We start from the raw sequence: 23,089 nt of genomic DNA, 5'->3' as shown, positions 1-23,089 counted from the left end.
GAGTAAACTTGTTGCATTTACAACTTTAAGTTATGGAAATTGCAACTTTGTTTTTATGCCAGTTAACAATCATCCATATGAAAATAGTTTCAATTCACTTTAGGCAATCTCTTCCTTATTGATCCATGTTTTTTAGCTTCTTCAATTTAGCTTTCCAAAGATTTAGGTCTTCACGATGCTTCTCAATATTTTTTTGTACCTCTTGAACTATTGGATTGCTATCGTCAGCATTTATAAATTGAAGATTGTTTTCAAGCTGTCTTATTTCTGACTTTACTTCGTCGATTTTTCTTCTGATGAAAATTCGCTCATTATTAATCAATGAATCGTTATCCGAATTCGCCAATTGATCCAGCTTATTTCCATATTTAATGAGTTCAGCTTTCTGCTTCTCAACATCTAATTTTTTAAATAACGCATCCAAAATTTTATTAAACTTACCTTCAATACTCTTCTTGCTATGCGGTATTTTACCTATCGTTTTCCAATCGGCAATAAATTGCTTGACTTGTGCTAAATCTTTTTCCTTATCACCGGAAAGTTCATACGATTTTAAATCGTCCAGAAAAGCTTTCTTCTTCTCAAAAGCTTCCATTTCTACTTTGAAATGCTCATTCTTTCTCGCATGCAATTTGTCAAAATAGTGATTACAGGCTGCCTTAAATTCATTCCAAATTTTATCAGAGTATTTTCTAGGAACATGTCCAATTTTTTTCCAATCCGACTGAATCTTTTTCATGATTGGAGTGGTTTCTTCCCAATCTTCACTGTCTTTTAAAGATTGAGCCAATTTTACCAACTCCATTTTCTTATCTAAATTTTCCTGCTGACCTTTCTTCAAATTCTTGTAGAAAGAATTCTTATTTCGGTTAAAACTACGAACAGCCTCTTTAAAGGCGGCCCATGTTTGTTCATTGACTTTATAAGGGACTCTTCCAGCATTAAAAAAATCTTCCCGAAGCGCCTCTACCTCTTTAATCTGCTTTTGCCAACCGCCATGGTTATTAGCAGGCTGTTGCGTTATAGCTTTAATTTTATTGATGATGGTCTCCTTGACAGCTAAATTAGCTTCGTGTATGGCATCTTGATTTTTAAAATACTCTTGCCTTTTTTGATGGATAACCTTAGTAGCAGCGCTAAAACGATCCCAAATAGCATCTCTGTGCTCTCTATCAACCGGACCTAAATCTTCTTTCCAGATTTTATGTAATAGTTGAAGTTCTCGGAAAGCTTTGTTAACATCCCCTATTTCTGCTAACTGTTCTGACTGCGCAATAATCTTTTCTTTTTCTTCTAAGTTGTGCTTAAAATCTAAATCCCTAAGATCACGATTAAGATCTAAGAAATCATAAAATATCTCAACATGGTGATGATACGTACGCCAAACATCGTTGTAGTTTACTCTAGGAATAGGTCCCGCATTTCGCCATCTATCCTGCAATTCCTTAAAGTGTTTGTAGGTATCATTAATATTCTCCTCAACGTTAATGAGCCCTTTTAACTCTTCTATTATAGCCAAACGATTTTCTAAATTGGCTTGTAAACGGTTCTCTAGACTTTTGTAGTAGTGATTTTTCTTTTCTTTATACTCGCCATAAAGTTCGTTAAACTTCTTTTTGTCACTGGTCGTATAAACAAAATCTATTTCATTTCCGCCATCATTAACAAAGTCTTCCTTTTTTTGCTCTAAAAGCTCTTGAAACTTCAAGTCAAATTCAGATTTAATGGAATCCACATGCCTTTTTATGGCCTGAACCTTTTCCTTTCGTATAAGCTTTTCCAATTCATTCACCAGCGCTTCCATGTCCATAACATGATAATCGGGCATGGGAATTTCATGACGGTCCTTATGCCCTTCATCTTCAGCGTCTTCAGCATTGGATTCATCGATTTCGTTCTGCGGGTCTTCTTCCTGCTCCTCCTCTACTTCACTTTCTCCACTATTAACTTTTATATTTTCATCGTCTTTTGAGGATGAAATACTTTGTGATGAAGTTTCAATTGGATTCTCTTCTTTTCCTTCTGCCGCTGCTTGCAGGTTATCATTTTTATCTTCTAACATTCTATAAATGTTTAAGGTTCGTCACTACTTTTTGATGTTGAAAGATACTAACAAGTAACAAATTAGCCAAGTGTTTTTAAAATAAGAAAATACTATTTTGGAAGCAGAGGCCGTACTTTCTAATCATTATTTGGAAACATTACCATGGATTTTAAATTTCAGAAAAATAAAACTAGTGTCGGAACCAAAGAATTCAGTATAATGGATTGGATAGATTTTTCCATATTTTCTTCGGAAGAAAAACATTAACAAAAATTATCATTGAGTCTTTACTATTTATAACTTCTGTAAGACAAAATTTTAGAATAATGAAAGAAATTTGCTACCTTTAAGTACGTTAAAATTAAAATGATGAAGCTCTTAAACATTGTTCTCGCGTTAGTTGTTTGTATTTCCATCACAAGTTGCGGTAGTACGCAAAATGCAGCTGTAGATAGTGCCTCTGCTGCTAAATTGGATTCTGTAATCAATAAAAAAGAATTCAGAATTGATTGCCAGTGGGCCATGCCAACAATTAGTTCAAGCATGATGAGGGTCGCTAATAGCGGATTAATTCCTCCTGGAAATAATGTGCAGCGAATTGATATAATCGATGACGGTGCATTTATACAAATTAAAGGCGATTCTGCAAAAGCAGATTTACCATTTTTTGGCGAAAGACAAATGGGTGGCGGTTATAATACCGAAGGAGAAGGGATAAAATTTAATAATAAGATTACCGATTTGGAGATAGAATATCTTGACAAAAAGAAGCATCACCGTATCACCTTTTCTACCAATAACAGCACAGAGACATTTGATGTAACCCTTATGGTTTTCCTAAACGGAAAGACCTCCGTTTCGGTTAATAGCTCAGAAAGAGATTTTATAACTTATGATGGTATGCTGAAGGAATTACCGAAAAAGGAATAATTCTTCATTTGATTTTTAAACAAATGCTTTGCTTCAGAAACTTTTATTTAAATCCATTTTCTTCTGAAAAGGATTCGTCTAGATTTAATTTTAAGCAGAATAATCTACCAGTTTAAATAATTCCCTAAGAAATCCTTAAAGTTTTATAACACATTCTCTTTGTCTATAAAATTCCTTAATTTTATAGAGCTATGAATAAAACGAAGAGAAAAGGATTTGTATTTACCAAGTATGAAGCACCTCACCAATCCCCTTTTGATAAGCTTTTTGAGATTTTCAAGGAGTTAATTACGCATACTTCTGGAGATTTTGACGAGGCAATCGATTGGTTACGCGAACTTGATAAGGAATACGAGCTTACCACAGCCGATTATACCATTGACGATTTTATTGAAGATTTAAAACGCAAAGGGTTTGTTCAGGAGGAAATTGACCCCGATGGCGATAGCACGGGTGATGGAGATGGCAAAATTGCCATTACCGCCAAAACCGAACAGCTCATTCGAAAACACGCACTGGAACAGATTTTTGGTAAACTGAAAAAAAGTGCGAGTGGTAACCATAGAACCAAACATACCGGCAGAGGCGATGAACATACAGGCGATTTTAGAAGCTATCAATTTGGTGATGCTTTGGAGCGCATATCTATGACAGAAAGTATGCGAAACGCACAAATAAATCATGGCCTAGATGATTTCATGATGAATGAAAGTGATTTAGTGGTTGAAGAAACGCATCACAAGGCACAAATGAGTACCGTTCTCATGATAGATATTAGTCACAGTATGATTTTGTACGGGGAAGATAGAATAACTCCTGCTAAAAAAGTAGCGATGGCCTTAGCTGAACTCATTACCACGAGATACCCGAAAGACACATTGGATATTATTGTTTTCGGGAATGATGCTTGGCCAATTTCCATTAAAGATTTACCATATTTAAAAGTAGGTCCCTACCACACCAACACGGTGGCCGGGCTGCAACTTGCCATGGATATTCTGCGAAGAAAGAGAAATACCAACAAACAGATTTTCATGATTACCGATGGTAAACCAAGCTGCATAAGGCAACCTGACGGTGAATACTACATGAACAGTGCAGGTCTAGATAGTTATATTGTAAACAAATGCTACGTTATGGCTCGGCAAGCACGTAAATTACACATTCCTATTACCACCTTCATGATTGCAAGAGATCCATACCTTATGCAATTTGTAAGGCATTTTACCGAAGCTAACAAAGGAAAAGCATTTTTCACAGGTCTTCAGGGACTCGGGGAAATGATTTTTGAAGATTATGAAACCAATAGAAAGAAAAGGATTCAGTAAGCTGGCAAATCGCCTTCCAAGGATTTAAAACAACATCGTAACAAACTTGTTTAAAGAAAAATACACATCGTTTTTAATTAGTGATTAAACCAATTAAAAAATTCAAAAAAAATAAACTAATGCAAATTGAAAAAATTAAAACGCTTGGCGAATTAAAAGCATCCGGTTATCAGTCCAAACCGATCAAAGATGAACTCAGGGACAATCTTATCTCGAAAATAAAGAAAGGGGAAACAACGTTTGAAGGTATTCATGGATATGAAAATACGGTTATACCGGAACTGGAACGCGCCATTTTATCAAAACACAATATAAACTTACTCGGACTTCGGGGACAAGCAAAAACCCGTCTGGCCCGCCTAATGGTTTCTTTGCTGGATGAATGGATTCCTGTTGTTGAAGGATCGGAAATTAACGATGATCCGTTACAGCCACTATCCCGCTATGCTATAGAATTAATTAAGGAAAAAGCTGATGATACTCCCATCATTTGGATACATCGGGAAGAACGTTTCTTTGAAAAATTAGCCACTCCAGATGTAACGGTAGCCGATTTAATTGGAGATGTGGATCCTATTAAAGCGGCCAATCTCAAACTTTCTTATGCCGATGATCGTGTAATTCATTATGGAATGATTCCACGTGCCAACCGAAGTATTTTTGTTATAAACGAGCTTCCAGATTTACAGGCACGTATTCAAGTAGCGCTTTTCAATATTTTACAGGAAGGAGATATTCAAATTCGAGGGTTCAAGGTACGTCTTCCTTTGGATATGCAGTTCGTTTTTACCGCAAACCCTGAAGATTATACCAACCGTGGAAGTATCGTAACACCGCTTAAAGACAGAATTGGCTCTCAAATTTTAACCCACTACCCTGAAACGGTGGAAATCGCTAAAAAAATTACGCTTCAAGAGGCAAAAATACAAGAAAGTCAAAAATCTGCTATTTATGTGCCAGCCCTAGCATATGATATTTTAGAACAAATAGGATTTGAAGCTAGAAATAGTGAATATATAGATCATAAGAGTGGAATTAGCGCACGTTTAAGCATTACAGCATTTGAAAACTTAATGAGTACCGCAGAACGTAGAATGCTGAGAAACAATGAAACGGAAACCAGTGTTAGGCTAAGTGATTTTATGGGAGTTATCCCTTCTGTCACAGGGAAAGTTGAATTGGTTTATGAGGGAGAGCAAGAAGGAGCTTCTTTTGTAGCTCAGCAGCTACTGGGTTCAGCAATCAAAACATTGTTCCCCAACTATTTTCCTAAAATCGATAAGCTAGAGCGTCCCAATACACCAAGCGCTTATGATGATGTAGTAAATTGGTTTTTTGAAGGAAGTGGTTTTGAACTCTTAGATGATGTGTCAGATAAAAATTACAAAAAACAGCTTGGAGATATCACTCCATTGCAGATGCTAATTTCCAAACATCATCCAGATGTTAAGAAAGAAGATGTTTATTTTTTAATGGAATTCCTTCTTTGGGGATTGGTTGAATTTAAAAAACTAAGTAAACATCGCTTTACGGAAGGTTATCAATTTAAAGATCCGTACGGAAGTTATATTAGTGGTCTGTAAGAGATCTTTTGCCACAAATACATTTAAATATTTAGAATGTGTTTGTGGCAAATTCTATTCTCAATACATTCTTGCGTAAAACATTTTAAACTTAAAAGGTTATTTTTCGGAGCTTTTAATCCTTTTTGGTATTAAAAATTAAGAACTTCTTTTTCTTTCCAGAATCGTCATCACCGTTAATGCATTCCTCTATAAAATTTGTATAGGTTTCTTTACCCTTAACCATAATCCCTCTAGGTATCCGTTCATTTTCACTATGAATATTATCTAAATAACTCATGTCCAATACAATAGGAACCGTTGTGTACGTCAAAATTCCTTTGGCCCTAAAAACGCCTGCATCACTTGTATTGGGTAATGATATGGTTACCACGTCGATATCAGGATAGGTTTTCTCAATTGCCTTCTTTAAGTTTTTAAAATAAATACTGTTATCATCTGAAGATTGCATCTTAGGCATGGAGTAAATTACAGAGATTTCAATATCTTCATTTTTAAGTCGTTTTTTAATGTCTTCAATAAACTCTTCTTTAGAAGCACCAGGTAACAAACGGCAATCCAATAAAGCGGTAGCTTCGCTGGGAATTACATTCACCACATCATTATTACTTTCCAAACTTGTGAGTGTAATCGTATTTGAAAAAATAGAGAAGAGTTCAGGTTGTTTCCTTAACTGCGGAGTAATAAACATTCTGAACAACTTTGGGTGCCGCATTGCGAAGCCAGTAAGTCCTTTTTCTAGCTTCCCCATATCTTTCAACATTTTAATATTTAAATCGCTATAAACCACTTTCTGCTTTTTACTAAGCAAATTATCCAAGGCTTGAACCATCTCCTTATTCGCGTAACGTAAAGGAGTTACAGAACCGTGTGCAGATGTGTTTATGGTTAGCGACAGTTTTAACCACAAAGCCCTTTTATGAGCTACCGAAATAGGGAAAATTGGTTTATCGACATCCGTTTGCAATGCTCCGGTTATTGCTGGCGGTCCTTCTCCCAAGACTACAGCTGGATTTAGTTCATCAAGATAATTGGCTATAACGTATTCCGCACCTCCCCTACATTGAGTCTCTTCGCAGGAAACAGCCAAAAAAGAGACATTAAACGGAAGCTGGGTGCCTTTATATCGGTTTAAAATCTCTACTATACTAAACAATTGCATAATAGCGTTCCCTTTATTATCCCAAGATCCGCGGCCCCAAATTTCAGTATCTGTTATTTTTCCAGAATATGGCGGATACTCCCATTTACTTAAGTCTCCAGCCGGAACTACATCAATATGATTTAAAAAAACAATGTTTGGCAAATTAGATAACAACGGGTAAATGGAAGCAGTAAAATTATACTCGCCATCTTTCTCTCCCATTTGGGTAATATGAAGACCGTTTTCCTTGCAAACATTTTTTAACCATTCACCAGCTTCTTTCTCATGTCCGCTCACAGAAGCAAATTGTACGTATTTGCTTAAATATTGCTCAATGTTATCATCTGATAATTTACCCAAGGAATTTTCTTGTGCTGATAAAGAGTCGATTTTGGGAATAGTGTCGTATTGAGAATAAATGAATGGAGCGGTGAAAACAATAAATAAGAAGTTTAGTAAAAACGTATGTTTTATGCGCATAAAATGATTAAAATGTTTAAGGGCAATATATAGATAAATATTCTATTATTGTAACGTATTAAACTTAAAAATTATATTCTTAACATAAATTCTATTTAATTCTCCATTCTTAACTGTCGTTATAACTTTTAGTCAATCAATTACTTGATTAATCGTATATTTGATTTAACAAACCGTAATAGTATTTAGTGCATAAGCATGGAAATAAGCAATCTTCCCATACAACCACATCCATTTGTTTCTTACTTAAGAGTAGGTAGATTGTTGTATTTGTCGTTGGTATTATTCGTTCTTGAATCTTGGGTTTACTGGAAATTTTTAGAGGCAGCACTGCAAGAAGCATCTTTGATTGTTATCTTATTCTGGAGTTGGTGTTTTCTATTTTCGTTTATACATATTTACTTAGTTTTAATGGATGGGTGGTCACGATACCAAAATTATAAACGGGCTAAAGATCAGTTTTTTGAGTATGGTTTTAAAGAACGTATCGCAGACACCTATATTGGTTCTAAATGTCAACGGATTGCTGCAGAAGTAGCGGCGGAAGAACTGGGCATAAAAAAAGAACTTACAGACCATTACATTTCAAAAGGAGTGAAATGGTACCACTACATTCCATATTTTATGCTTAGAGAACCTCTTTTTTTATTCAAAAAAAGTTTCTGGTCTCGTACTTTCTTGGAAAAAAACTATGAAGCTAAGCACGATTTTAAAAATCTTCAATTAGAATCTACTGTATGATAATTGCTGAAGGTGTTTGTAAGAACTACCGTAACCGAAGAGTGTTATCCCAAACACATATTTCGTGTGAAAGAGGACAAATAGTAGGACTTCTAGGAAAAAATGGTGCTGGAAAAACCACCCTTTTTAAAATTTTACTTGGCTTAGTGAAGCCTAACTCGGGAAAAGTCACCATAAATTCTTCGCATGTAAAGCCTTTGGGTGGCATCATAGAAAAACCTTCCCTTTACGAGTATTTAAACGCAAAAGATAATCTTAAAGTTTTTTCAGAAATACAGGGGTTGCATCTCAGCGATGCAGAACTCAATGAGCAACTCGACAAAGTGGGGCTCTCCAATGATAGAACTGATGCAGTGAAAAACTACTCCATGGGAATGAAACAGCGTTTGGGAATTGCCGTAGCGCTGCTAAACCATCCAGAATATCTTATTTTGGACGAACCCTTTTCCGGACTCGACCCAATGGGCATAAAGTCGTTAAGAGAGCTTATTTTAGGATTGATTAAAAAGGAAAACATCGGGATTATTATTTCTTCACATATTATTGAAGAACTCAATAAAATTTGCGATAATCTTTACATAATCAACGAGGGAAAGATAATAAACTACGGACAGACACAAGAGATTATTACAAAACACACGCAGGCTTTCACGCTCTACGCAAGCGGAATTGAACATGCAAAAACCCTTGGCGAATATCGTTCTTCAGTAAGGAAAAACAGTGCCGTGATATTTATTCCGCCCCAGCAATTAGCAGATTTGCTTCAAAAGCTTGCCCAAGAAGAAATTGTGGTTACCGCCTGCATTCCAGAAATAAATTTTGATACGTTACTTCAACGCGAATTATGAATAAATTGCTTTCCGTAGAAATATTTAAACTTTACAAACAAGGTAAAACCTATTACGCGCTTGCCGCCATCTTTGTTATTCAGTTTTTGATTCTAATCGGGGCCTATTTTCAGGGGAATTCGATTATCGATATCCTTTTGAGCAACATAAAAGACTCTTTCTATTTTGAAGGAAACCTTTTAAATGGCAACCTAATGATTTACCTAATTTTAAACACCCTTTGGTTTCATTTACCACTTATTTTAATGATTGTAATCTCGGGAATGTTAACTACGGAATATAAAGACAACACCGTGCAATCTATTTTGCTGCAGCCTGTTGTTAAATGGAAATTTATACTTAACAAATTTTTAATTGCCACCTTATTCACGCTTTTGGTAGTTTTTTTAACGGCACTTTCTTCATTTTTATTCTCTTATATTTTCTTCGGAAAAGGAGACCTTATCGTTTACTTGGGAAATCTTACTTTTTTTGAACATAGTGAAGCCATATACCGACTTATACTGGCATTTTTATCGGGAGCCAACAGTATGATTTTCTTTTCAGTAGTAAGTTTAACCATTGCCGTGCTTTTAAAGGAAGCTACCAAAACATGGATTATCTCTGCGTTGTTTTTGGTGATTAATAATATATTGTTGAAGTTTGAAAGCGACAGCTATTTTTTCAACCAATGGTTTTTCCCGAAACTAAATAACACTTGGCAATACTTTTTTTACGAAGAAATCCCTTGGGACATTATTGCCCACAACAATCTGGTTCTTTTGGGTTATACAATATTTTTTCTAATTCTTGGCGTTATCATATTTAATAAAAGAGATATTATATGAAGCAGATTTGTTCTTTTTGCATCTTTTTACTAATCAATTTTTTGTCTTCACAAGAGATTGACCCAGAACTTTTAATCATAAAAGAACGACTCGATAGTATTGATAGTTTCCAAGCAGACGTAAAATTGAGCATTGATATTGATTTTATAAACATGCAGCCCAAACATGCTCAAATGACCTACAGAAAAAACAAACCGATGGAGTTTGAGTCGGATGACTTTATAATGATTCCCAAACGCGGACTGGATCTTTCCATGCGGGAATTGTTTCAATATCCATTTATTACTGTAGATAGGGGCACAGAGAAACTTCAGGGTACTTTGTTAAAGAAACTAAACATTATTCCAACCGATTCAAAAGCAGATTTTGCCATAGCAACTTTATGGCTGAACACGGAAGCCAAACGAATAGAAAAAACTGAAATCAGCACTAAAAAGGATGGTACTTTTAGTATTGTGATGGATTATAAAATGCATGAAGACATTTTACCCGAAGAGGTTATCATTAATTTTGAAATTGAAAAAATAAAATTACCCATTCAATATTTAGGCAAAGACATTGACGTAGAAAGAAAAAAAATGAAAGCGCAAGATGTTAAAACAGGAAGCATTCATCTCAATATTTCAAACTATAAAATCGAAAAGCTCCCATAAAAAAACACCCCAGAAAACTGAGGTGTTCACAACTAACTCAACTAATTTTAAAAGACTAAACCTGAATTAAGCTATTTCAATAAGTCTTTTTGGTTTTGGCAATGCTTCTTCTTTTTTAGGAAGCGTCAATAGAAGTACTCCATCTTCATAAGAAGCGTTGATTTTGTCACTATCTATCGTTTCAGGAAGCGTAAATACACGCTTGAAAGAACTGTAATTAAATTCCTTTCTGCTGTATACTCCATTTTCCTTATTACTTTCCTCAGATTCACTCTTTACTTCCGCAGAAATGGTTAAAACATTTTTATCCACCTCTACGTTAAAATCGTCTTTCTTCATGCCCGGCGCGGCTAACTCTAAAGAAAATTTATCATCTTCTTCTTTAATGTTCACTGCTGGTACAGATGAAGCATAATTCTCCATGCCTCCAAACCAGTCTGGTTTAAAAACTTCATCAAAAAAACTGGGCAGTAAATTTCTGTTTGTTCTTACTAAGCTCATAACATTTTATTTTATTGGTTATACTTTAATTTTAATTTTTCTTCAACTCATAACAAACAAATTTGATTCCAATCCAGTAATCATGCCTTTCTGTCATTAATAAGTGATTAATTACTGACAAAAAGTCTTAAAATAACTAAATTTAGTATAAATTAATATGTCCGATATGTCAAAACCGTAGTAAAACGATTAAATTGACATTAGGAAAAATATCCATATATGAAGCTACTCGGAAAATTAAAGGTATTCTTTAGTACAATTAAAAATCAAATTGCCTTCTACCCTACCATCATTACCATAATTGGCTGTGTGTTTGCATTTTTAATGATTTATATGGAATCTCTAGGGATTTCTAAGTACCTCAGGGAAAACATCCCTATGCTAGTGGTGGATAATGTAGAAACAGCACGTTCTTTACTGAGCGTGTTTATCGGAGGGTTAATTTCTTTAATGGTATTTAGCTTTTCGATGGTTATGGTTTTACTTAACCAAGCTTCTAACAACTTTTCCCCAAGAATTTTACCGGGCCTAATTTCCAACAGGAGACATCAATTGGTACTTGGTTTTTATTTGGCCACCCTACTCTACTGTATCTTTATTTTGGTTTCCATAGAACCCACCGCGGATGAGGATAAAATTCCCGGTTTTGCAGTTTTAATAAGCATCATTTTAACGACACTTTGCTTGGCTGCCTTCATTTCCTTTATTCATTCCATATCACAATCCATCCAAATAAATCACATCCTGGAAAATATCTATTCAACCTCCAAGAAAAGGCTAACCGAATTATTAAACAATCAAAAAGAATACGAAGAAGATTTTCCTGACACGTCCGAATGGAACGATTACAACTCCCATAGGTCTGGCTATTTTCAAAATATTGCGACGGATACACTTTTAGATATTGCTGAAGAACATAATACTAAGTTTAAGATACTGGTTGCTCGAGGAAACTTCATTTTAGAAGGTGTGCCCTTATTTTCTTCGGAAAAAGAATTGGATGAAGAAATGGTTGAAAAGATTTTAGACAGTTTTCTTTTTTCCAAAGGAGAACTTATAGAAAACAACTATATCCTCGCCTTTAAACAAATTACTGAAATTACAGTAAAAGCCATGTCGCCGGGAATTAACGACCCTGGGACGGCTTTAAACGCTATTGATTATTTAACAGAACTACTGGCGCTACGGATGAAAAAAGAAGACCGTAGTATGTATTTTAGAAATGACAAACCACACATTTATCAAGTTTCCATTAGTTTTTCTGAATTGCTCTATAATGTTATGGCGTCCATTCGGCTTTACTGCAAGCACGATATAATTATTCTACAGAAACTGCTTATTATGCTGAAATACCTGCAGTATCAGCCGTGTGTGAACGAATCTTATAAAAATGCTATTCTTAAAGAAGTCGAAACACTTACCCATGATGCCAGAAACAATTTAAGCAATGAACGGGATTTACAGACTTTTGAAAATTATTTGAGTGGGTTTGGAAATGAAAAGTGAGAACAATTAATAATTAGCATTTTACAAAAAATGATAAACATTAACATAAAAAAGGGCAACAATTCTATAAAATCGTTGCCCTTTTTTATATTTCCAATTTAGATTTAAAGTCCTGCCACTTCAGATATTTCCGCTATGAATTTATCCGCTAGGTTGTCTGCCTCTTGTTGGGATTTTGCTTCAGTATAAATTCTGATAATCGGTTCGGTATTGGATTTACGTAAATGCACCCAATTTTCTGGGAAGTCGATTTTAACGCCGTCAATCGTTGTGATATTTTCCTTTTTGTAACGTTCTTCCATCGTTTCCAAAATCGCATCCACATCCAATTCCGGGGTCAGGGCAATCTTCTTTTTGCTCATAAAGTAAGATGGGTAACTATCCCTCAATTCCTTTACGGAAACCCCTTTTTCTGCTAAATGTGTTAAAAATAGCGCCACACCTACCAAAGAATCCCTTCCGTAGTGACTCTCAGGATAAATTATTCCGCCATTTCCTTCCCCACCAATAATGGCATTGTTATTTTTCATTAAAGTTACCACATTCACCTCTCCTACTGCAGAAGCTTCATAAGTTCCGCCATGCTTTTCAGTAACATCACGCAACGCACGCGAAGAAGACATGTTGGAAACCGTGTTTCCTTTGGTTTTGCCTAACACATAATCGGCACAGGCAACCAATGTATACTCTTCTCCAAACATCTCACCATCGTTGCTTATAAACGCAAGTCTATCTACATCGGGGTCAACCACTATTCCTAAATCGGCTTTTTCCTTTACCACCAAATCGCAGATGTCCGTTAAATGTTCTTTTAAAGGCTCTGGGTTGTGAGGGAAATGCCCCGTTGGGTCGCAGTAAAGTTCTACCACTTCTACTCCCATTTCTTGTAATAACTTCGGAATGATAATCCCTCCAGAAGAATTTACACCATCTACCACCACTTTAAATTTGGCAGCCTTCACTTTATCGACATCTACCAAAGGAAGATTCAATACTTCATCAATATGAATATCCATGTAGGAATCGTTTACGGTAACTTCCCCCAAATCATCAACTTCAGCAAAAGAAAAATCATCGCTTTCAGCTATTTCAAGAATTTGTTTCCCATCTTCCCCATTTAAAAATTCACCTTTGTTGTTCAGTAATTTAAGGGCGTTCCACTGCTTTGGATTATGACTGGCTGTAAGAATAATCCCGCCATCAGCCTTTTCCAACGGCACGGCAATTTCTACCGTAGGTGTGGTAGAAAGTCCGAGATCGATTACATCGATTCCCAAACCAACCAAGGTCGAAGAAACTAAGTTTTGTATCATTTCTCCAGAAATACGCGCGTCCCTACCAATAACAACGGTTAATTTGTCCTTTTTTACCTGTTTTTTTAACCAAGTGCCATAAGCGGCAGCAAATTTAACAGCGTCCAAAGGTGTAAGATTATCGCCGGTATTTCCGCCAATGGTACCGCGGATTCCAGAAATTGATTTTATAAGTGTCATATATTCTTTCTCTTTAAGTTAGTCGGCTTTCTACAGGCAACATAAAAACTTCCATGAACGACCTAAAAAAACCTATTTACGACAAAGATAAAAGTTTGCTATTGTTTGAAGTAGTTTTGCACGGAGTTTTCCGTAAGATTTTTCACCCATGCGAATCAATTTCATTAATAATCGTACATTTAGGAAATGAATTTTTTGGCGCATATATTTTTATCCGGTGACAATCCGAAAATCAAGGTCGGAAATTTTATGGCAGATAGCATTCGCGGAAAACGCTATTTAGAATATCCCCGTGAATTTAAGCAGGGAATTATTTTACACCGGGCTATTGATACATTTACCGACGCCCACCCTACTGTACGCCTAAGTACTAAACGACTTCATAAGAATTACAGTCATTACAGCGGAGTAATTGTAGATATTTTTTATGATCATTTTTTGGCTAAAAACTGGGATAATTACAGCGACGAACCTTTGGGCATTTTTGTAGATAATTTTTATGACTTGCTTGGGAAGCACTACCACATTTTACCCATGAACATAAAGAAATTAATGCCCTATATGATTGCCGATAATTGGCTGCTGAATTATGCCAAACTGGATGGTATTTCCCGTGTACTGGATGGCATGAACCGCCGTACAAAAAACAGATCTAAAATGAATTTTGCTATTAATGATTTAGAAGAGAATTATGTCGATTTTGAAGCTGAATTCACCTCTTTTTTTGAAGAACTCCAAGATTTCTGTATACAGAAGTTAAACTCATTTAACTAAAATATGCTAAGAAAACTACTCGCATTACTGTTACTCATTATTTTTAGTTGTAGAACTACTGAAACCTCTAAAAAAGGGCTTATTGCTCAACAGGCAATGGTAGTTTCGGCTAGACAAGAAGCATCCAAAATTGGAACCGAAATTTTAAAACAGGGAGGAAATGCTTTTGACGCCATGATTGCCACCAAATTTGCATTGGCAGTAGCTTTTCCTTTTGCTGGAAATCTTGGTGGTGGCGGTTTTATGGTGTATCGACTAAATACTGGCGAAACAGGGACGTTGGATTTTAGGGAGAAAGCTCCATTGGCCGCAACCAAAAATATGTATTTAGACTCGCTAGAAAATGTAATTCCATACAAAAGTACCAAAGGAGCCTTGGCCATTGGGGTGCCTGGTAGTGTTGCTGGAATGTTTGAAGCGCATAAAAGGTTTGGTTCCATACCCATGGAAAAATTGATACAACCGGCCATTGATTTGGCAAATAAGGGTGTCGTAATCACCAAGAAACAAGCCAACCGACTGGGATATCACCAAAGTACCATTACTGAAGTAAGCGGTGATACCATCCTCTTTGCAAAGTCTTTTCAAGAAGGAGATTCTATAAAATACACACAATTGGCAAAGACGCTGGAGGTCATTCAACAAAAAGGTAAAGACGGCTTTTACAAAGGTGAAATTGCCGAAAAAATTGCTGAAGTTATTCAAAAAAATGGCGGACTCATAACTACGGAAGACCTCGACAAATACCAAACTGTTTGGAGGCAACCTACCGTATTTGATTATAAAGATTTACAAGTAATTTCGATGGCGCCACCAAGTAGTGGCGGCATTACACTGGCACAAATCATGAAAATGATTGCTCCCTACCCTATTAAAAAGTATGGACATAACGCAACAAAGACTATACAATTAATTACTGAAGTAGAAAGAAGGGCATATGCAGATCGTGCTTATTTTTTGGGGGATCCCGATTTTTATGAGATACCGCAATCTGAATTAATAAGCGAAGGCTATCTCTCCCAACGAATGGAATCTTTTTCTTTTGAAAATGCTACTTCTTCTGAAGAGGTTTCCCATGGAAATATTGAAATTGTGGAAAGCGATCAAACCACTCATTTCTCTATTGTAGATAGTTTTGGTAATGCCGTTTCGGTAACTACAACGCTGAATGGTGCGTACGGTTCTAAATTATATTCAGAAGAATTAGGGTTCTTTTTCAACAATGAAATGGACGATTTTAGTGCAAAACCTGGAGTTCCCAATATGTTTGGACTTATGGGCGCGGAAGCAAACAGCATTGCACCCGAAAAAAGAATGCTAAGTAGTATGACTCCAACAATTGTAACGAAAAACGGAAACCTATTCATGGTTTTGGGCACACCAGGCGGTTCTACGATAATTACATCAGTACTGCAAACTATTCTTAATGTTTCAGAATACGGAATGGGGATGCAAGAAGCGGTAGATGCTCCAAGGTTTCATCACCAATGGCTACCAGACGAAATACTTATGGAGCCAAATAGTTTTGACAAGAAAACTATATCTGAATTGAAAGAACTGGGATATAAAATAAACGAATCTAACGCAAGGATTATAGGCAGCGTAGATGCAATACTAGTACTTCCCGATGGAACTCTGGAAGCAGGCGCTGATAATCGGGGCGATGATACTGCTGAAGGGTTTTAAGTTTGTTTTTCTCGATCTACCCAATTTTCAATTTTTATTTCGCAATGCGATTAAACTCATTCACATTTTCCGTTACCATAATTAAATCATTGCAAACAGCAGTAGAGCCAATCAACAAATCAAAATCACTTATCATAATACCACTTTTCCTTAATTTAACCTTCTCTTTAGCATAAAAATGAATGGAATTAAAAATTGGAAGAATTTTTAGGTCTTCAGTGAAATCGTCAATTAGGCGGTAGTTCTTCTTTGGATTTGAGCTATTTTCTGCCCCAAATACCAATTCAGCGAGCGTAATTTCAGAAATTGCACAATTCTCAATTTGAGCCTCTTGAAGTTTATCAATTAATTTAAATTGACCTCGGAAAAAATGAATGCAAATATTTGTGTCTAGCAAGTACTTCATTAAAAACTATCATTGCTACTTTTTTCGACTCTAGAACTCCTTATTTCTGAAATAATTTCATCGGACGTTCTATCATCCTGCCATGCCCCATACATTTTTGCTAAATCAGTTTTTTTCTTTGATTTAGCTTCAATTGATCTGGATAGTTTGCGTATTAATATCTTCTTTGTATTCATATCCAATGTTTTTAAATACCCAAAGTACTTTTCTAAAATTTTATCTGAAATAGTTAAACTAGCCATACCTTTTTTTCCTTATGCAATTTAAGGATTTAAATTAAAACTTATACATGGGATTAATATTACGCACAGTTTCGTAAATTCACTTAAAAACTAATCGATGAGAATCTTAAAGAATATTCTAAAATTCATACTACTATTGGTAGTTGTGTTAGCAACCATAGCCACGGTTGTCTATTTTGTATATAACGAACCGCTTCCAACTGGTAAAGAAGGCCCGCAAGCAGAAGCGTTAGCACAAAAAATGCTAAAAGCCATTAATTATACCAACTACACAAAAACGCGTTTTATAGAATGGTCTTTTAACAATTCCCACTTTTACAAATGGGACAAGGAAAAGAAACTTGCAGATGTAAAATGGGACAACAAACTTGTAAAGCTCAATTTAAACAATTATAGTTTGAGCGAAGTTTTTATCGATGGTGTGAAAATGCATACCGAACCGCGCCAAGAACTAATTGATACTGCCGTAGAATATTTCAACAACGACTCTTTTTGGTTGGTGGCACCATTTAAAATCATGGACAAAGGAACCGTGCGCAAAGTAGTTACTTTGGAAAATGGCAACGAAGCACTTCTTGTAACGTATACCCAAGGGGGAACTACTCCAGGCGATTCTTATTTGTGGAAATTAAAAGACAATGGTTTTCCTGAAAGTTTTAAAATGTGGGTGAATATTTTACCCATAGGTGGTTTAGAGGCTACTTGGGATGATTGGAAAGTTACCGAAACCACTACCTATTTGCCTTCGGAACATAAATTTTTGTTTCTCACTTTGGATATGGGAGAGGTAAAAGGGTATAATTAACTGATATAAAAATTGAATATCCGCAACTAGTAACTTTACAAAACCATCTAGTAATATTCTCGCTAGAAAGTTTGATAAAGATAGTTGCGGATACTTAATTTTGTCATTTAGACTATAAATCAAATTTATAGGCGGCTCCCGCTAAAATTTGAAATCCTTGAACTGGATAATTCACTAATCGATCGTATTGCGTACCAGTAATATTACTAGCTTTTATGAACGCAGACCATTGTTGTGTAATTTCATAGCCAACATTTGCGTTTAAGTCGAAATAGCCATCAATTGTAACCACTTCCCTACTCTCTGAGCTTATTTGGCCCGGAATACCGATATAATCTTTTCGCTCACCTACATAAAATGCGTTTAAGCCAGCTGACCACTTTCCTTTTACATAATTACCAAAAAGGGAAGCTTTTAACGATGGAAGGTTCCAAGCTTCAGGTTCATCATCCATGGTATAATCAAAAAATTCACCATTAACTCCTAGCGTAAGTTCCCTATTTACATCAAAATTAACCTCTCCAAAAACTGAAATAGTTTTTATATCATCGTAAACCACACCGAATGAATTTCCGTAAGCATATCCTTCCGTATTAATATCATCAATGTCATCAATGGTATAAAAAGAATTTGTTCGGTATAAATACTGATTGTTTGTGGCTTTGTAAGAACCTTTTAAATTGTACCCAACATTTGGTAAAAATCGACCTTTAACTCCAGCAAAAGCATTGTACTTTTGATCCGTTGGCATTACATTTATCGTTGGGGAAACATACGGATTTTCTTGTGCGAACTGGTAATAGGAATTTTGCTGCAGTTCTCCGTTAACTCCGGCATATGCAGTTACATATTCTTCAACTATATTGTAGGAAACATCTACTTTTGGATAAAAGAAAAAGTCTCCATCGCTGTTTTCCAAATCTTGATTGTACACTACGGAAGCTCCTAAATTAAATACCAAATCATCACTTATGATTTGAATGCTTGGGGTAATCCCTCCAAAAAGGTTGCTGTAATTTATAGCATCTTCATTGGTGTAGGTTCTATCAAAATTACCGCCTACATAATCTATTTCTACATCCAAATTAAGTAACTCTGCGCCTACTGGAAATTGGAATTTAGGTTGCAAAACCGCTCTATTTTCGCCGGAATTAAATCCATCCCAAAAACGACGGTAATACACTTCTCCACCCGTAAAATACGAATCCTGCATTTCTAAATTACCGCCAACAAAACCTGTATAATAGCTTTGTTTTTCATCAATCGCATTAATTTCGTCTTCAGAATAAGTATTTAACGGAATACCATACCAATTATAAATTTGGTGTTTAAATCCACCATTAATTCCCCAGCTAAGATAACGGTCACTTTTTTGGTAATAGGCTTCCAAACCGGTATTGTAGAATTTATCATCTAAAAACACTTCATCAATTCCACCTTGGGAAGAATGATGATTTAGCATAATATCTAATCGTTCATCCCTGTTGAAATCGCGACTTGTGTAAAAATCCAATTTAGCGGTGTTATAGTTTCCAACACCCAACGAAAGGTACGAATTGTACAAACGTTCCCTTGCCGCTTTTTCAAGTCCGGTTGCTTTTCCTTTAGCAGGTGTAAAGGTAGAAGCCACTGGCACCGAAAAAATAGTGTAATCGATATCCTTTTTAGCAGTGGTTATAGAGTCCGTTAAGGATGGTGTTTCCTTTATTTTATTGGCATCGGAAATTGTTGGCGTGTAAGGTTTAATCACATTCACCACTTCGGTCCCCAAATCCTTTTCTTCTTTTTTATCAGTTTCTTTTTCTTGAGCAATTATGGAACTGCTTGAAAATATAAATAGTGCACCTAAAATTATTCTATTGCGCATTGTATAACGAGCTATGTTTTTATTCTTTTTAATTTGAATGGTTTGCATAAACGCTGCTTAGTTTTGGTTAGGGTTAACAGACGAGTTTCTTTGTGCTTCTTTTGTTTTTACAATAGAAAGCTCTGTTCTTGCTTCTTCAACTACTGCTGGGAATTGAGCGAAATTATCAATAACACTCTGTAAAATATAGGTTGCTTGAAAAGCGTCATCCATGGCTGCAAAGTTTTTCGCCATGATAATTAATCCTTTAGCACCTGTCTCTTTGTAAGCTGAATAATCTTTTGCCAATCGCTGTGCAGCTTCATTGGATGCCTTGTAATTACCTTCCTGATTCTTGAAATATGCATCGTAATACAAAGCTTCGGCAGCTAACTCGCCTGTAGCTATTTTTTGTACTTCAGCGTACGCAGTTTTCGCTTTGGCTTCGTTTCCTGTTGCAATGGCAGACCGTGCAATCATGGTATAAGCATCACTTTTTATACGATCATCTACTTTTGGCGTATTCAATACTTTTTCAGCATAGGTAATGGTTTCAGGATAATTTTTAAGCGCGTAACTCGCTTTCATTATATTGGATCTTGCAAAAACGATATTCTCTTGAAAATCGGCTCCTTGTTCCAACGTTTTTAGAACGGTAATAGCCTTGTTATAATTTTTGTTTTCCAAGTAGATTTCACCCGCTCGTACATAAGCTTCTTCAGAGAATTCATTGCGTTTTTGATTCACAATGTATTCGTAATGAGGCAATGCCCGCGCTTTATCTCCTTGCTTGTAATACAACTGACCAAGATAAAAATGTGCCTTTAGAGCATTTGATCCATTAGGAAACTGATTCAAATAGCTCTCAAAACCTTTAATAGCTTGTGTAGATTTATTCTGAACGTATTGTCTTTCCGCAGATTCAAAAGACGCACTTTCCAATTCCGTTTCCGTAACGTTTACAAAATCCAGTCCTTTTACCCAAGAAGCATATTCACCAACCCTCCCTTGATCTACATACACCTGTTTCGCGGTAGAAACGGCCTGAAGTGCTTCAGGCGTATTGGGATAATTACTAACTACGGTTTTAAATTTAGACAAGGCTTTTTCATTATCACCTCCATTATAATACACCAATCCCTCTTTCAAAATCGCTTTTGGTACAAATGAGCTCATTCGATATTCCCGTGCAAGTTTACCATAAGCGTTGATTCCTTTCTGAGTTTGGTTGTTGTTTATATACGTGTTTCCTAGTTCATAGAATGCATCGTCACGAAGAGGGGAATTGGGAAAACGATTTGCAAACGACTCCAATTCTTCTATTTTCTTTTCACTTCTATCAACAAAACCATAACTTATGGCTTTTTGAAAATGTGCGTAATCGGCATCATCACCACCAATTTCAATCGCTTTGTTGTAAGCCTCCATCGCAGGCCAATACTGACTGGCAGCAAATTGACTATCCCCCAAGCGCAAGTAGCTATCTTTAACTCGTGCCATATTTTTTTGGTCACCGCTATTTAGAAACTCCTTGAAATGATCGGCGGCTTTACTGTATTCTTTTTGTTTAAAATAAACATAAGCCAAATTGTAATCTATGTTTTTAAATTCGGGGGTTTGTGGCGCCATAGCATTTTGGTCAAATTGCTTATAACCAATCACCGCTTCATCATAATTTTCTAAAATGTAATCTACTTCAGCATTCCAAAAAGTGGCTCTAGCTGTAAATAATTGATCTTGCTGTTCTTTGGCAGATTTGTCAAAATACGTTTTCGCTTCTTCATATTTCCCTTCATTGAACAACTCCAATCCGCGGTAAAAAGCCACTTTTTGATAAGTTGTTTTGGTGCTGTAGTTTTTATTGTTTTCTAACAGCTCCAAAGCTGCATCGTAGTTTTTAGAAGTGATGTAAGAATCTACCAAAAGTTCTCTTATTTCTTGGGCATTCTCACTGTCTGGATAGGCTTTTAAATAATTAGTCAATACCAAAGGTGCACTTTGGTACGGATTACCTATTTCGTAGCTCAAACGTGCATAATTTAAAAAAGCATCTTTCTTTATCTGCTCGTCATACGGCATTTCGGTGGCATTTCTAAACGCGTTTAAAGCCTCCTGCTTTTTCCCAGTTTTTAAATAACATTCTCCTAAATGATAATACGCATTCTGTGCAACGGAATTTTTTCCCTCCACAATTTTATTGAACTGATTTATCGCCAACTCATATTCCCCTTGCTTGTAATACGCATAACCAAGCTGATAGAAATCGGTGTTGTTCCATTTTCCATTTTTTCCTTGGTATTCTTTTAGATACGGAATAGCAGTGCTATATTCTTTTTTATTGAAATAACTCTCCCCGATTATTTTGTTTAATTCTGATAATTCATTGCGATCGGCGTTTGGAAGTTGCTCCTTCGCCAGGGAAATTGCTTTATCGAAATTACCAAGCTTAAAATTCATGTCCGCCTGATAATAAGAAAGGTTTTTATTGAGCTCTTGGTTTCCCGCAACCTGATCGAAATATTGATTTGCTTCATTATAATCGTCCCCTTGGTACGCCATGTACCCAATGTAATATTTAGCTTGGGAACCATATTTTTGAGAAGTTGATACACGCTCTAAATACTCACGTGCGGGTCCGTATTTTTTCGCAACAAATAAAGAATATCCTTTTTTGAAATTAAATTCTTCACGTTCTGCGTTACCCATCGATCGATCTTCGGCGCGGTCGTACCATTTTAAAGCATTGGCATACTTTCCTTGCGCGAAATAATAATCGGCAACATCCATAAAAGCGGAGCCGCGTTTAGTGGAAGTTGGATAATTGGTAACAAAATCCTCCATTAGTTGATCTGCCCCCAATTGATTGGTTCTAATAGCCGCATTGGCAATATAATATGCCGAATTGGCTTCTATTTCTTCATCTTCCGTGTTTTTCTTGACGTTCTGAAAAACTACTTGCGATGCTTGATATTGTTTTTTGTTGTAGAGATCCAACGCTTTTTGGAAATCCTTTTCAGTATATGTATAAATTTTAGATTCTTGTGCGAAAGAAACGGCACTCCCCAGTACCAGCAGCACGGCAACCCCTTTTTGAGCTAGCTTCATAAAATTTGGTTTAATTCTGTTTAATTATTTCGAGTTTTACGTCGATGGTTGTTAGCTATTCCGTATCCCTGAAATCCCTTCAAAGATAGTTGATAATACCATCCAAAAATACATGAATGATCACACTAATAACGTGGAAATTTTGTT

The 23,089-nt window shown here is 35.9% G+C and carries 19 protein-coding genes; 11 read left to right on the top strand and 8 right to left on the bottom strand.

Annotated features, from left to right (window positions below):
• Positions 1–115: 115 nt before the first annotated feature.
• Complete coding sequence (locus tag NDQ75_RS09210) at positions 116–2,062, bottom strand: DUF349 domain-containing protein (protein WP_202027184.1); 1,947 nt, start codon at positions 2,060–2,062, stop codon at positions 116–118.
• Positions 2,063–2,410: 348 nt separating this feature from the next.
• On the opposite strand from NDQ75_RS09210, the gene NDQ75_RS09205 reads away from it, so the two are divergent.
• The 3 genes from NDQ75_RS09205 to NDQ75_RS09195 all read left to right on the top strand — a co-directional run bounded on the left by NDQ75_RS09205 (position 2,411) and on the right by NDQ75_RS09195 (position 5,885).
• Complete coding sequence (locus NDQ75_RS09205; protein ID WP_202027183.1) at positions 2,411–2,974, top strand: DUF4251 domain-containing protein; 564 nt, start codon at positions 2,411–2,413, stop codon at positions 2,972–2,974.
• Positions 2,975–3,165: 191 nt separating this feature from the next.
• Positions 3,166–4,302, top strand: coding sequence for a vWA domain-containing protein (locus tag NDQ75_RS09200; protein ID WP_202027182.1), 1,137 nt, complete (start codon positions 3,166–3,168; stop codon positions 4,300–4,302).
• Positions 4,303–4,421: 119 nt separating this feature from the next.
• Positions 4,422–5,885 carry a sigma 54-interacting transcriptional regulator gene (locus NDQ75_RS09195; protein WP_202027181.1) on the top strand — a complete coding sequence of 488 codons (1,464 nt, stop codon included), beginning with the start codon at positions 4,422–4,424 and terminating at the stop codon, positions 5,883–5,885.
• Positions 5,886–6,000: 115 nt separating this feature from the next.
• Here NDQ75_RS09195 and NDQ75_RS09190 read toward each other — a convergent pair whose 3' ends face one another.
• Positions 6,001–7,509: a M20/M25/M40 family metallo-hydrolase gene (locus tag NDQ75_RS09190; RefSeq protein WP_202027180.1), complete on the bottom strand. Its 1,509-nt coding sequence runs from the start codon at positions 7,507–7,509 to the stop codon at positions 6,001–6,003.
• A gap of 198 nt (positions 7,510–7,707) precedes the next feature.
• Here NDQ75_RS09190 and NDQ75_RS09185 point away from each other — a divergent pair, with 198 nt between their 5' ends.
• The 4 genes from NDQ75_RS09185 to NDQ75_RS09170 are packed head-to-tail and all read left to right on the top strand — an operon-like array spanning position 7,708 to position 10,578.
• Positions 7,708–8,250 (top strand): hypothetical protein, encoded by a 543-nt coding sequence (locus tag NDQ75_RS09185; RefSeq protein WP_202027179.1) that lies wholly within the window; start codon positions 7,708–7,710, stop codon positions 8,248–8,250.
• Positions 8,247–9,098, top strand: a complete 852-nt coding sequence (locus NDQ75_RS09180) for an ATP-binding cassette domain-containing protein (protein WP_202027178.1) — start codon at positions 8,247–8,249, stop codon at positions 9,096–9,098. The genes NDQ75_RS09185 and NDQ75_RS09180 overlap by 4 nt, the downstream gene beginning before the upstream one ends.
• Entirely contained in the window at positions 9,095–9,925 is an 831-nt protein-coding gene (locus tag NDQ75_RS09175) for an ABC transporter permease (protein WP_202027177.1), read from the top strand. The genes NDQ75_RS09180 and NDQ75_RS09175 overlap by 4 nt, the downstream gene beginning before the upstream one ends.
• Complete coding sequence (locus NDQ75_RS09170; RefSeq protein WP_202027176.1) at positions 9,922–10,578, top strand: hypothetical protein; 657 nt, start codon at positions 9,922–9,924, stop codon at positions 10,576–10,578. The genes NDQ75_RS09175 and NDQ75_RS09170 overlap by 4 nt, the downstream gene beginning before the upstream one ends.
• 66 nt (positions 10,579–10,644) lie before the next feature.
• Here NDQ75_RS09170 and NDQ75_RS09165 read toward each other — a convergent pair whose 3' ends face one another.
• Positions 10,645–11,079: an Hsp20/alpha crystallin family protein gene (locus NDQ75_RS09165; RefSeq protein ID WP_202027175.1), complete on the bottom strand. Its 435-nt coding sequence runs from the start codon at positions 11,077–11,079 to the stop codon at positions 10,645–10,647.
• 219 nt (positions 11,080–11,298) lie between these two features.
• Here NDQ75_RS09165 and NDQ75_RS09160 point away from each other — a divergent pair, with 219 nt between their 5' ends.
• The gene (locus tag NDQ75_RS09160) at positions 11,299–12,585 is read left to right on the top strand and encodes a DUF2254 domain-containing protein (protein WP_202027174.1); all 1,287 of its coding nucleotides are present in this window, start codon (positions 11,299–11,301) and stop codon (positions 12,583–12,585) included.
• A 104-nt stretch (positions 12,586–12,689) separates the two neighbouring features.
• Here NDQ75_RS09160 and glmM read toward each other — a convergent pair whose 3' ends face one another.
• Positions 12,690–14,078, bottom strand: coding sequence for a phosphoglucosamine mutase (gene glmM, locus NDQ75_RS09155; RefSeq protein WP_202027173.1), 1,389 nt, complete (start codon positions 14,076–14,078; stop codon positions 12,690–12,692).
• A 186-nt stretch (positions 14,079–14,264) separates the two neighbouring features.
• On the opposite strand from glmM, the gene NDQ75_RS09150 reads away from it, so the two are divergent.
• Together NDQ75_RS09150 and ggt are read left to right on the top strand one after the other, a co-directional pair.
• Positions 14,265–14,852, top strand: coding sequence for an acyl carrier protein phosphodiesterase (locus NDQ75_RS09150; protein WP_202027172.1), 588 nt, complete (start codon positions 14,265–14,267; stop codon positions 14,850–14,852).
• A gap of 3 nt (positions 14,853–14,855) precedes the next feature.
• A complete protein-coding gene (ggt, locus tag NDQ75_RS09145) occupies positions 14,856–16,538 on the top strand; it encodes a gamma-glutamyltransferase (RefSeq protein WP_202027171.1) in 1,683 nt (560 codons plus the stop codon).
• Between the two features lie 34 nt (positions 16,539–16,572).
• On the opposite strand, the gene NDQ75_RS09140 is transcribed toward ggt, so the two are convergent.
• Both NDQ75_RS09140 and NDQ75_RS09135 read right to left on the bottom strand, forming a co-directional pair.
• Positions 16,573–16,944 carry a PIN domain-containing protein gene (locus NDQ75_RS09140; RefSeq protein ID WP_242513609.1) on the bottom strand — a complete coding sequence of 124 codons (372 nt, stop codon included), beginning with the start codon at positions 16,942–16,944 and terminating at the stop codon, positions 16,573–16,575.
• The gene (locus NDQ75_RS09135; RefSeq protein ID WP_202027170.1) at positions 16,944–17,186 is read right to left on the bottom strand and encodes a hypothetical protein; all 243 of its coding nucleotides are present in this window, start codon (positions 17,184–17,186) and stop codon (positions 16,944–16,946) included. The genes NDQ75_RS09140 and NDQ75_RS09135 overlap by 1 nt, the downstream gene beginning before the upstream one ends.
• Before the next feature lie 97 nt (positions 17,187–17,283).
• On the opposite strand from NDQ75_RS09135, the gene NDQ75_RS09130 reads away from it, so the two are divergent.
• On the top strand, positions 17,284–17,991 hold the full coding sequence (locus NDQ75_RS09130) for a hypothetical protein (RefSeq protein ID WP_202027169.1): 708 nt from the start codon (positions 17,284–17,286) through the stop codon (positions 17,989–17,991).
• Positions 17,992–18,103: 112 nt separating this feature from the next.
• Here NDQ75_RS09130 and NDQ75_RS09125 read toward each other — a convergent pair whose 3' ends face one another.
• Together NDQ75_RS09125 and NDQ75_RS09120 are read right to left on the bottom strand one after the other, a co-directional pair.
• Positions 18,104–19,906, bottom strand: coding sequence for a TonB-dependent receptor (locus NDQ75_RS09125; RefSeq protein ID WP_202027168.1), 1,803 nt, complete (start codon positions 19,904–19,906; stop codon positions 18,104–18,106).
• Between the two features lie 9 nt (positions 19,907–19,915).
• Entirely contained in the window at positions 19,916–22,942 is a 3,027-nt protein-coding gene (locus NDQ75_RS09120) for a tetratricopeptide repeat protein (protein ID WP_202027167.1), read from the bottom strand.
• Positions 22,943–23,089: the final 147 nt, after the last annotated feature.

Source organism: Galbibacter mesophilus, from assembly GCF_023721415.1.
Lineage (GTDB): Bacteria > Bacteroidota > Bacteroidia > Flavobacteriales > Flavobacteriaceae > Galbibacter > Galbibacter mesophilus.
This window is presented reverse-complemented; position numbering and strand designations above follow the sequence as displayed.

Excerpts from the sequence above, each read along its gene's own strand:
- NDQ75_RS09160 (WP_202027174.1), top strand. The coding sequence starts at position 11,299 with ATGAAGCTACTCGGAAAATTAAAGGTATTCTTTAGTACAATTAAAAAT.
- NDQ75_RS09130 (WP_202027169.1), top strand. The coding sequence starts at position 17,284 with ATGAGAATCTTAAAGAATATTCTAAAATTCATACTACTATTGGTAGTT.
- NDQ75_RS09165 (WP_202027175.1), bottom strand. The coding sequence starts at position 11,079 with ATGAGCTTAGTAAGAACAAACAGAAATTTACTGCCCAGTTTTTTTGAT.
- NDQ75_RS09125 (WP_202027168.1), bottom strand. The coding sequence starts at position 19,906 with ATGCAAACCATTCAAATTAAAAAGAATAAAAACATAGCTCGTTATACA.
- NDQ75_RS09180 (WP_202027178.1), top strand. The coding sequence starts at position 8,247 with ATGATAATTGCTGAAGGTGTTTGTAAGAACTACCGTAACCGAAGAGTG.
- NDQ75_RS09150 (WP_202027172.1), top strand. The coding sequence starts at position 14,265 with ATGAATTTTTTGGCGCATATATTTTTATCCGGTGACAATCCGAAAATC.
- NDQ75_RS09120 (WP_202027167.1), bottom strand. The coding sequence starts at position 22,942 with ATGAAGCTAGCTCAAAAAGGGGTTGCCGTGCTGCTGGTACTGGGGAGT.
- glmM (WP_202027173.1), bottom strand. The coding sequence starts at position 14,078 with ATGACACTTATAAAATCAATTTCTGGAATCCGCGGTACCATTGGCGGA.
- ggt (WP_202027171.1), top strand. The coding sequence starts at position 14,856 with ATGCTAAGAAAACTACTCGCATTACTGTTACTCATTATTTTTAGTTGT.
- NDQ75_RS09175 (WP_202027177.1), top strand. The coding sequence starts at position 9,095 with ATGAATAAATTGCTTTCCGTAGAAATATTTAAACTTTACAAACAAGGT.
- NDQ75_RS09135 (WP_202027170.1), bottom strand. The coding sequence starts at position 17,186 with ATGGCTAGTTTAACTATTTCAGATAAAATTTTAGAAAAGTACTTTGGG.
- NDQ75_RS09195 (WP_202027181.1), top strand. The coding sequence starts at position 4,422 with ATGCAAATTGAAAAAATTAAAACGCTTGGCGAATTAAAAGCATCCGGT.
- NDQ75_RS09200 (WP_202027182.1), top strand. The coding sequence starts at position 3,166 with ATGAATAAAACGAAGAGAAAAGGATTTGTATTTACCAAGTATGAAGCA.
- NDQ75_RS09170 (WP_202027176.1), top strand. The coding sequence starts at position 9,922 with ATGAAGCAGATTTGTTCTTTTTGCATCTTTTTACTAATCAATTTTTTG.
- NDQ75_RS09205 (WP_202027183.1), top strand. The coding sequence starts at position 2,411 with ATGATGAAGCTCTTAAACATTGTTCTCGCGTTAGTTGTTTGTATTTCC.
- NDQ75_RS09185 (WP_202027179.1), top strand. The coding sequence starts at position 7,708 with ATGGAAATAAGCAATCTTCCCATACAACCACATCCATTTGTTTCTTAC.
- NDQ75_RS09210 (WP_202027184.1), bottom strand. The coding sequence starts at position 2,062 with ATGTTAGAAGATAAAAATGATAACCTGCAAGCAGCGGCAGAAGGAAAA.
- NDQ75_RS09140 (WP_242513609.1), bottom strand. The coding sequence starts at position 16,944 with ATGAAGTACTTGCTAGACACAAATATTTGCATTCATTTTTTCCGAGGT.
- NDQ75_RS09190 (WP_202027180.1), bottom strand. The coding sequence starts at position 7,509 with ATGCGCATAAAACATACGTTTTTACTAAACTTCTTATTTATTGTTTTC.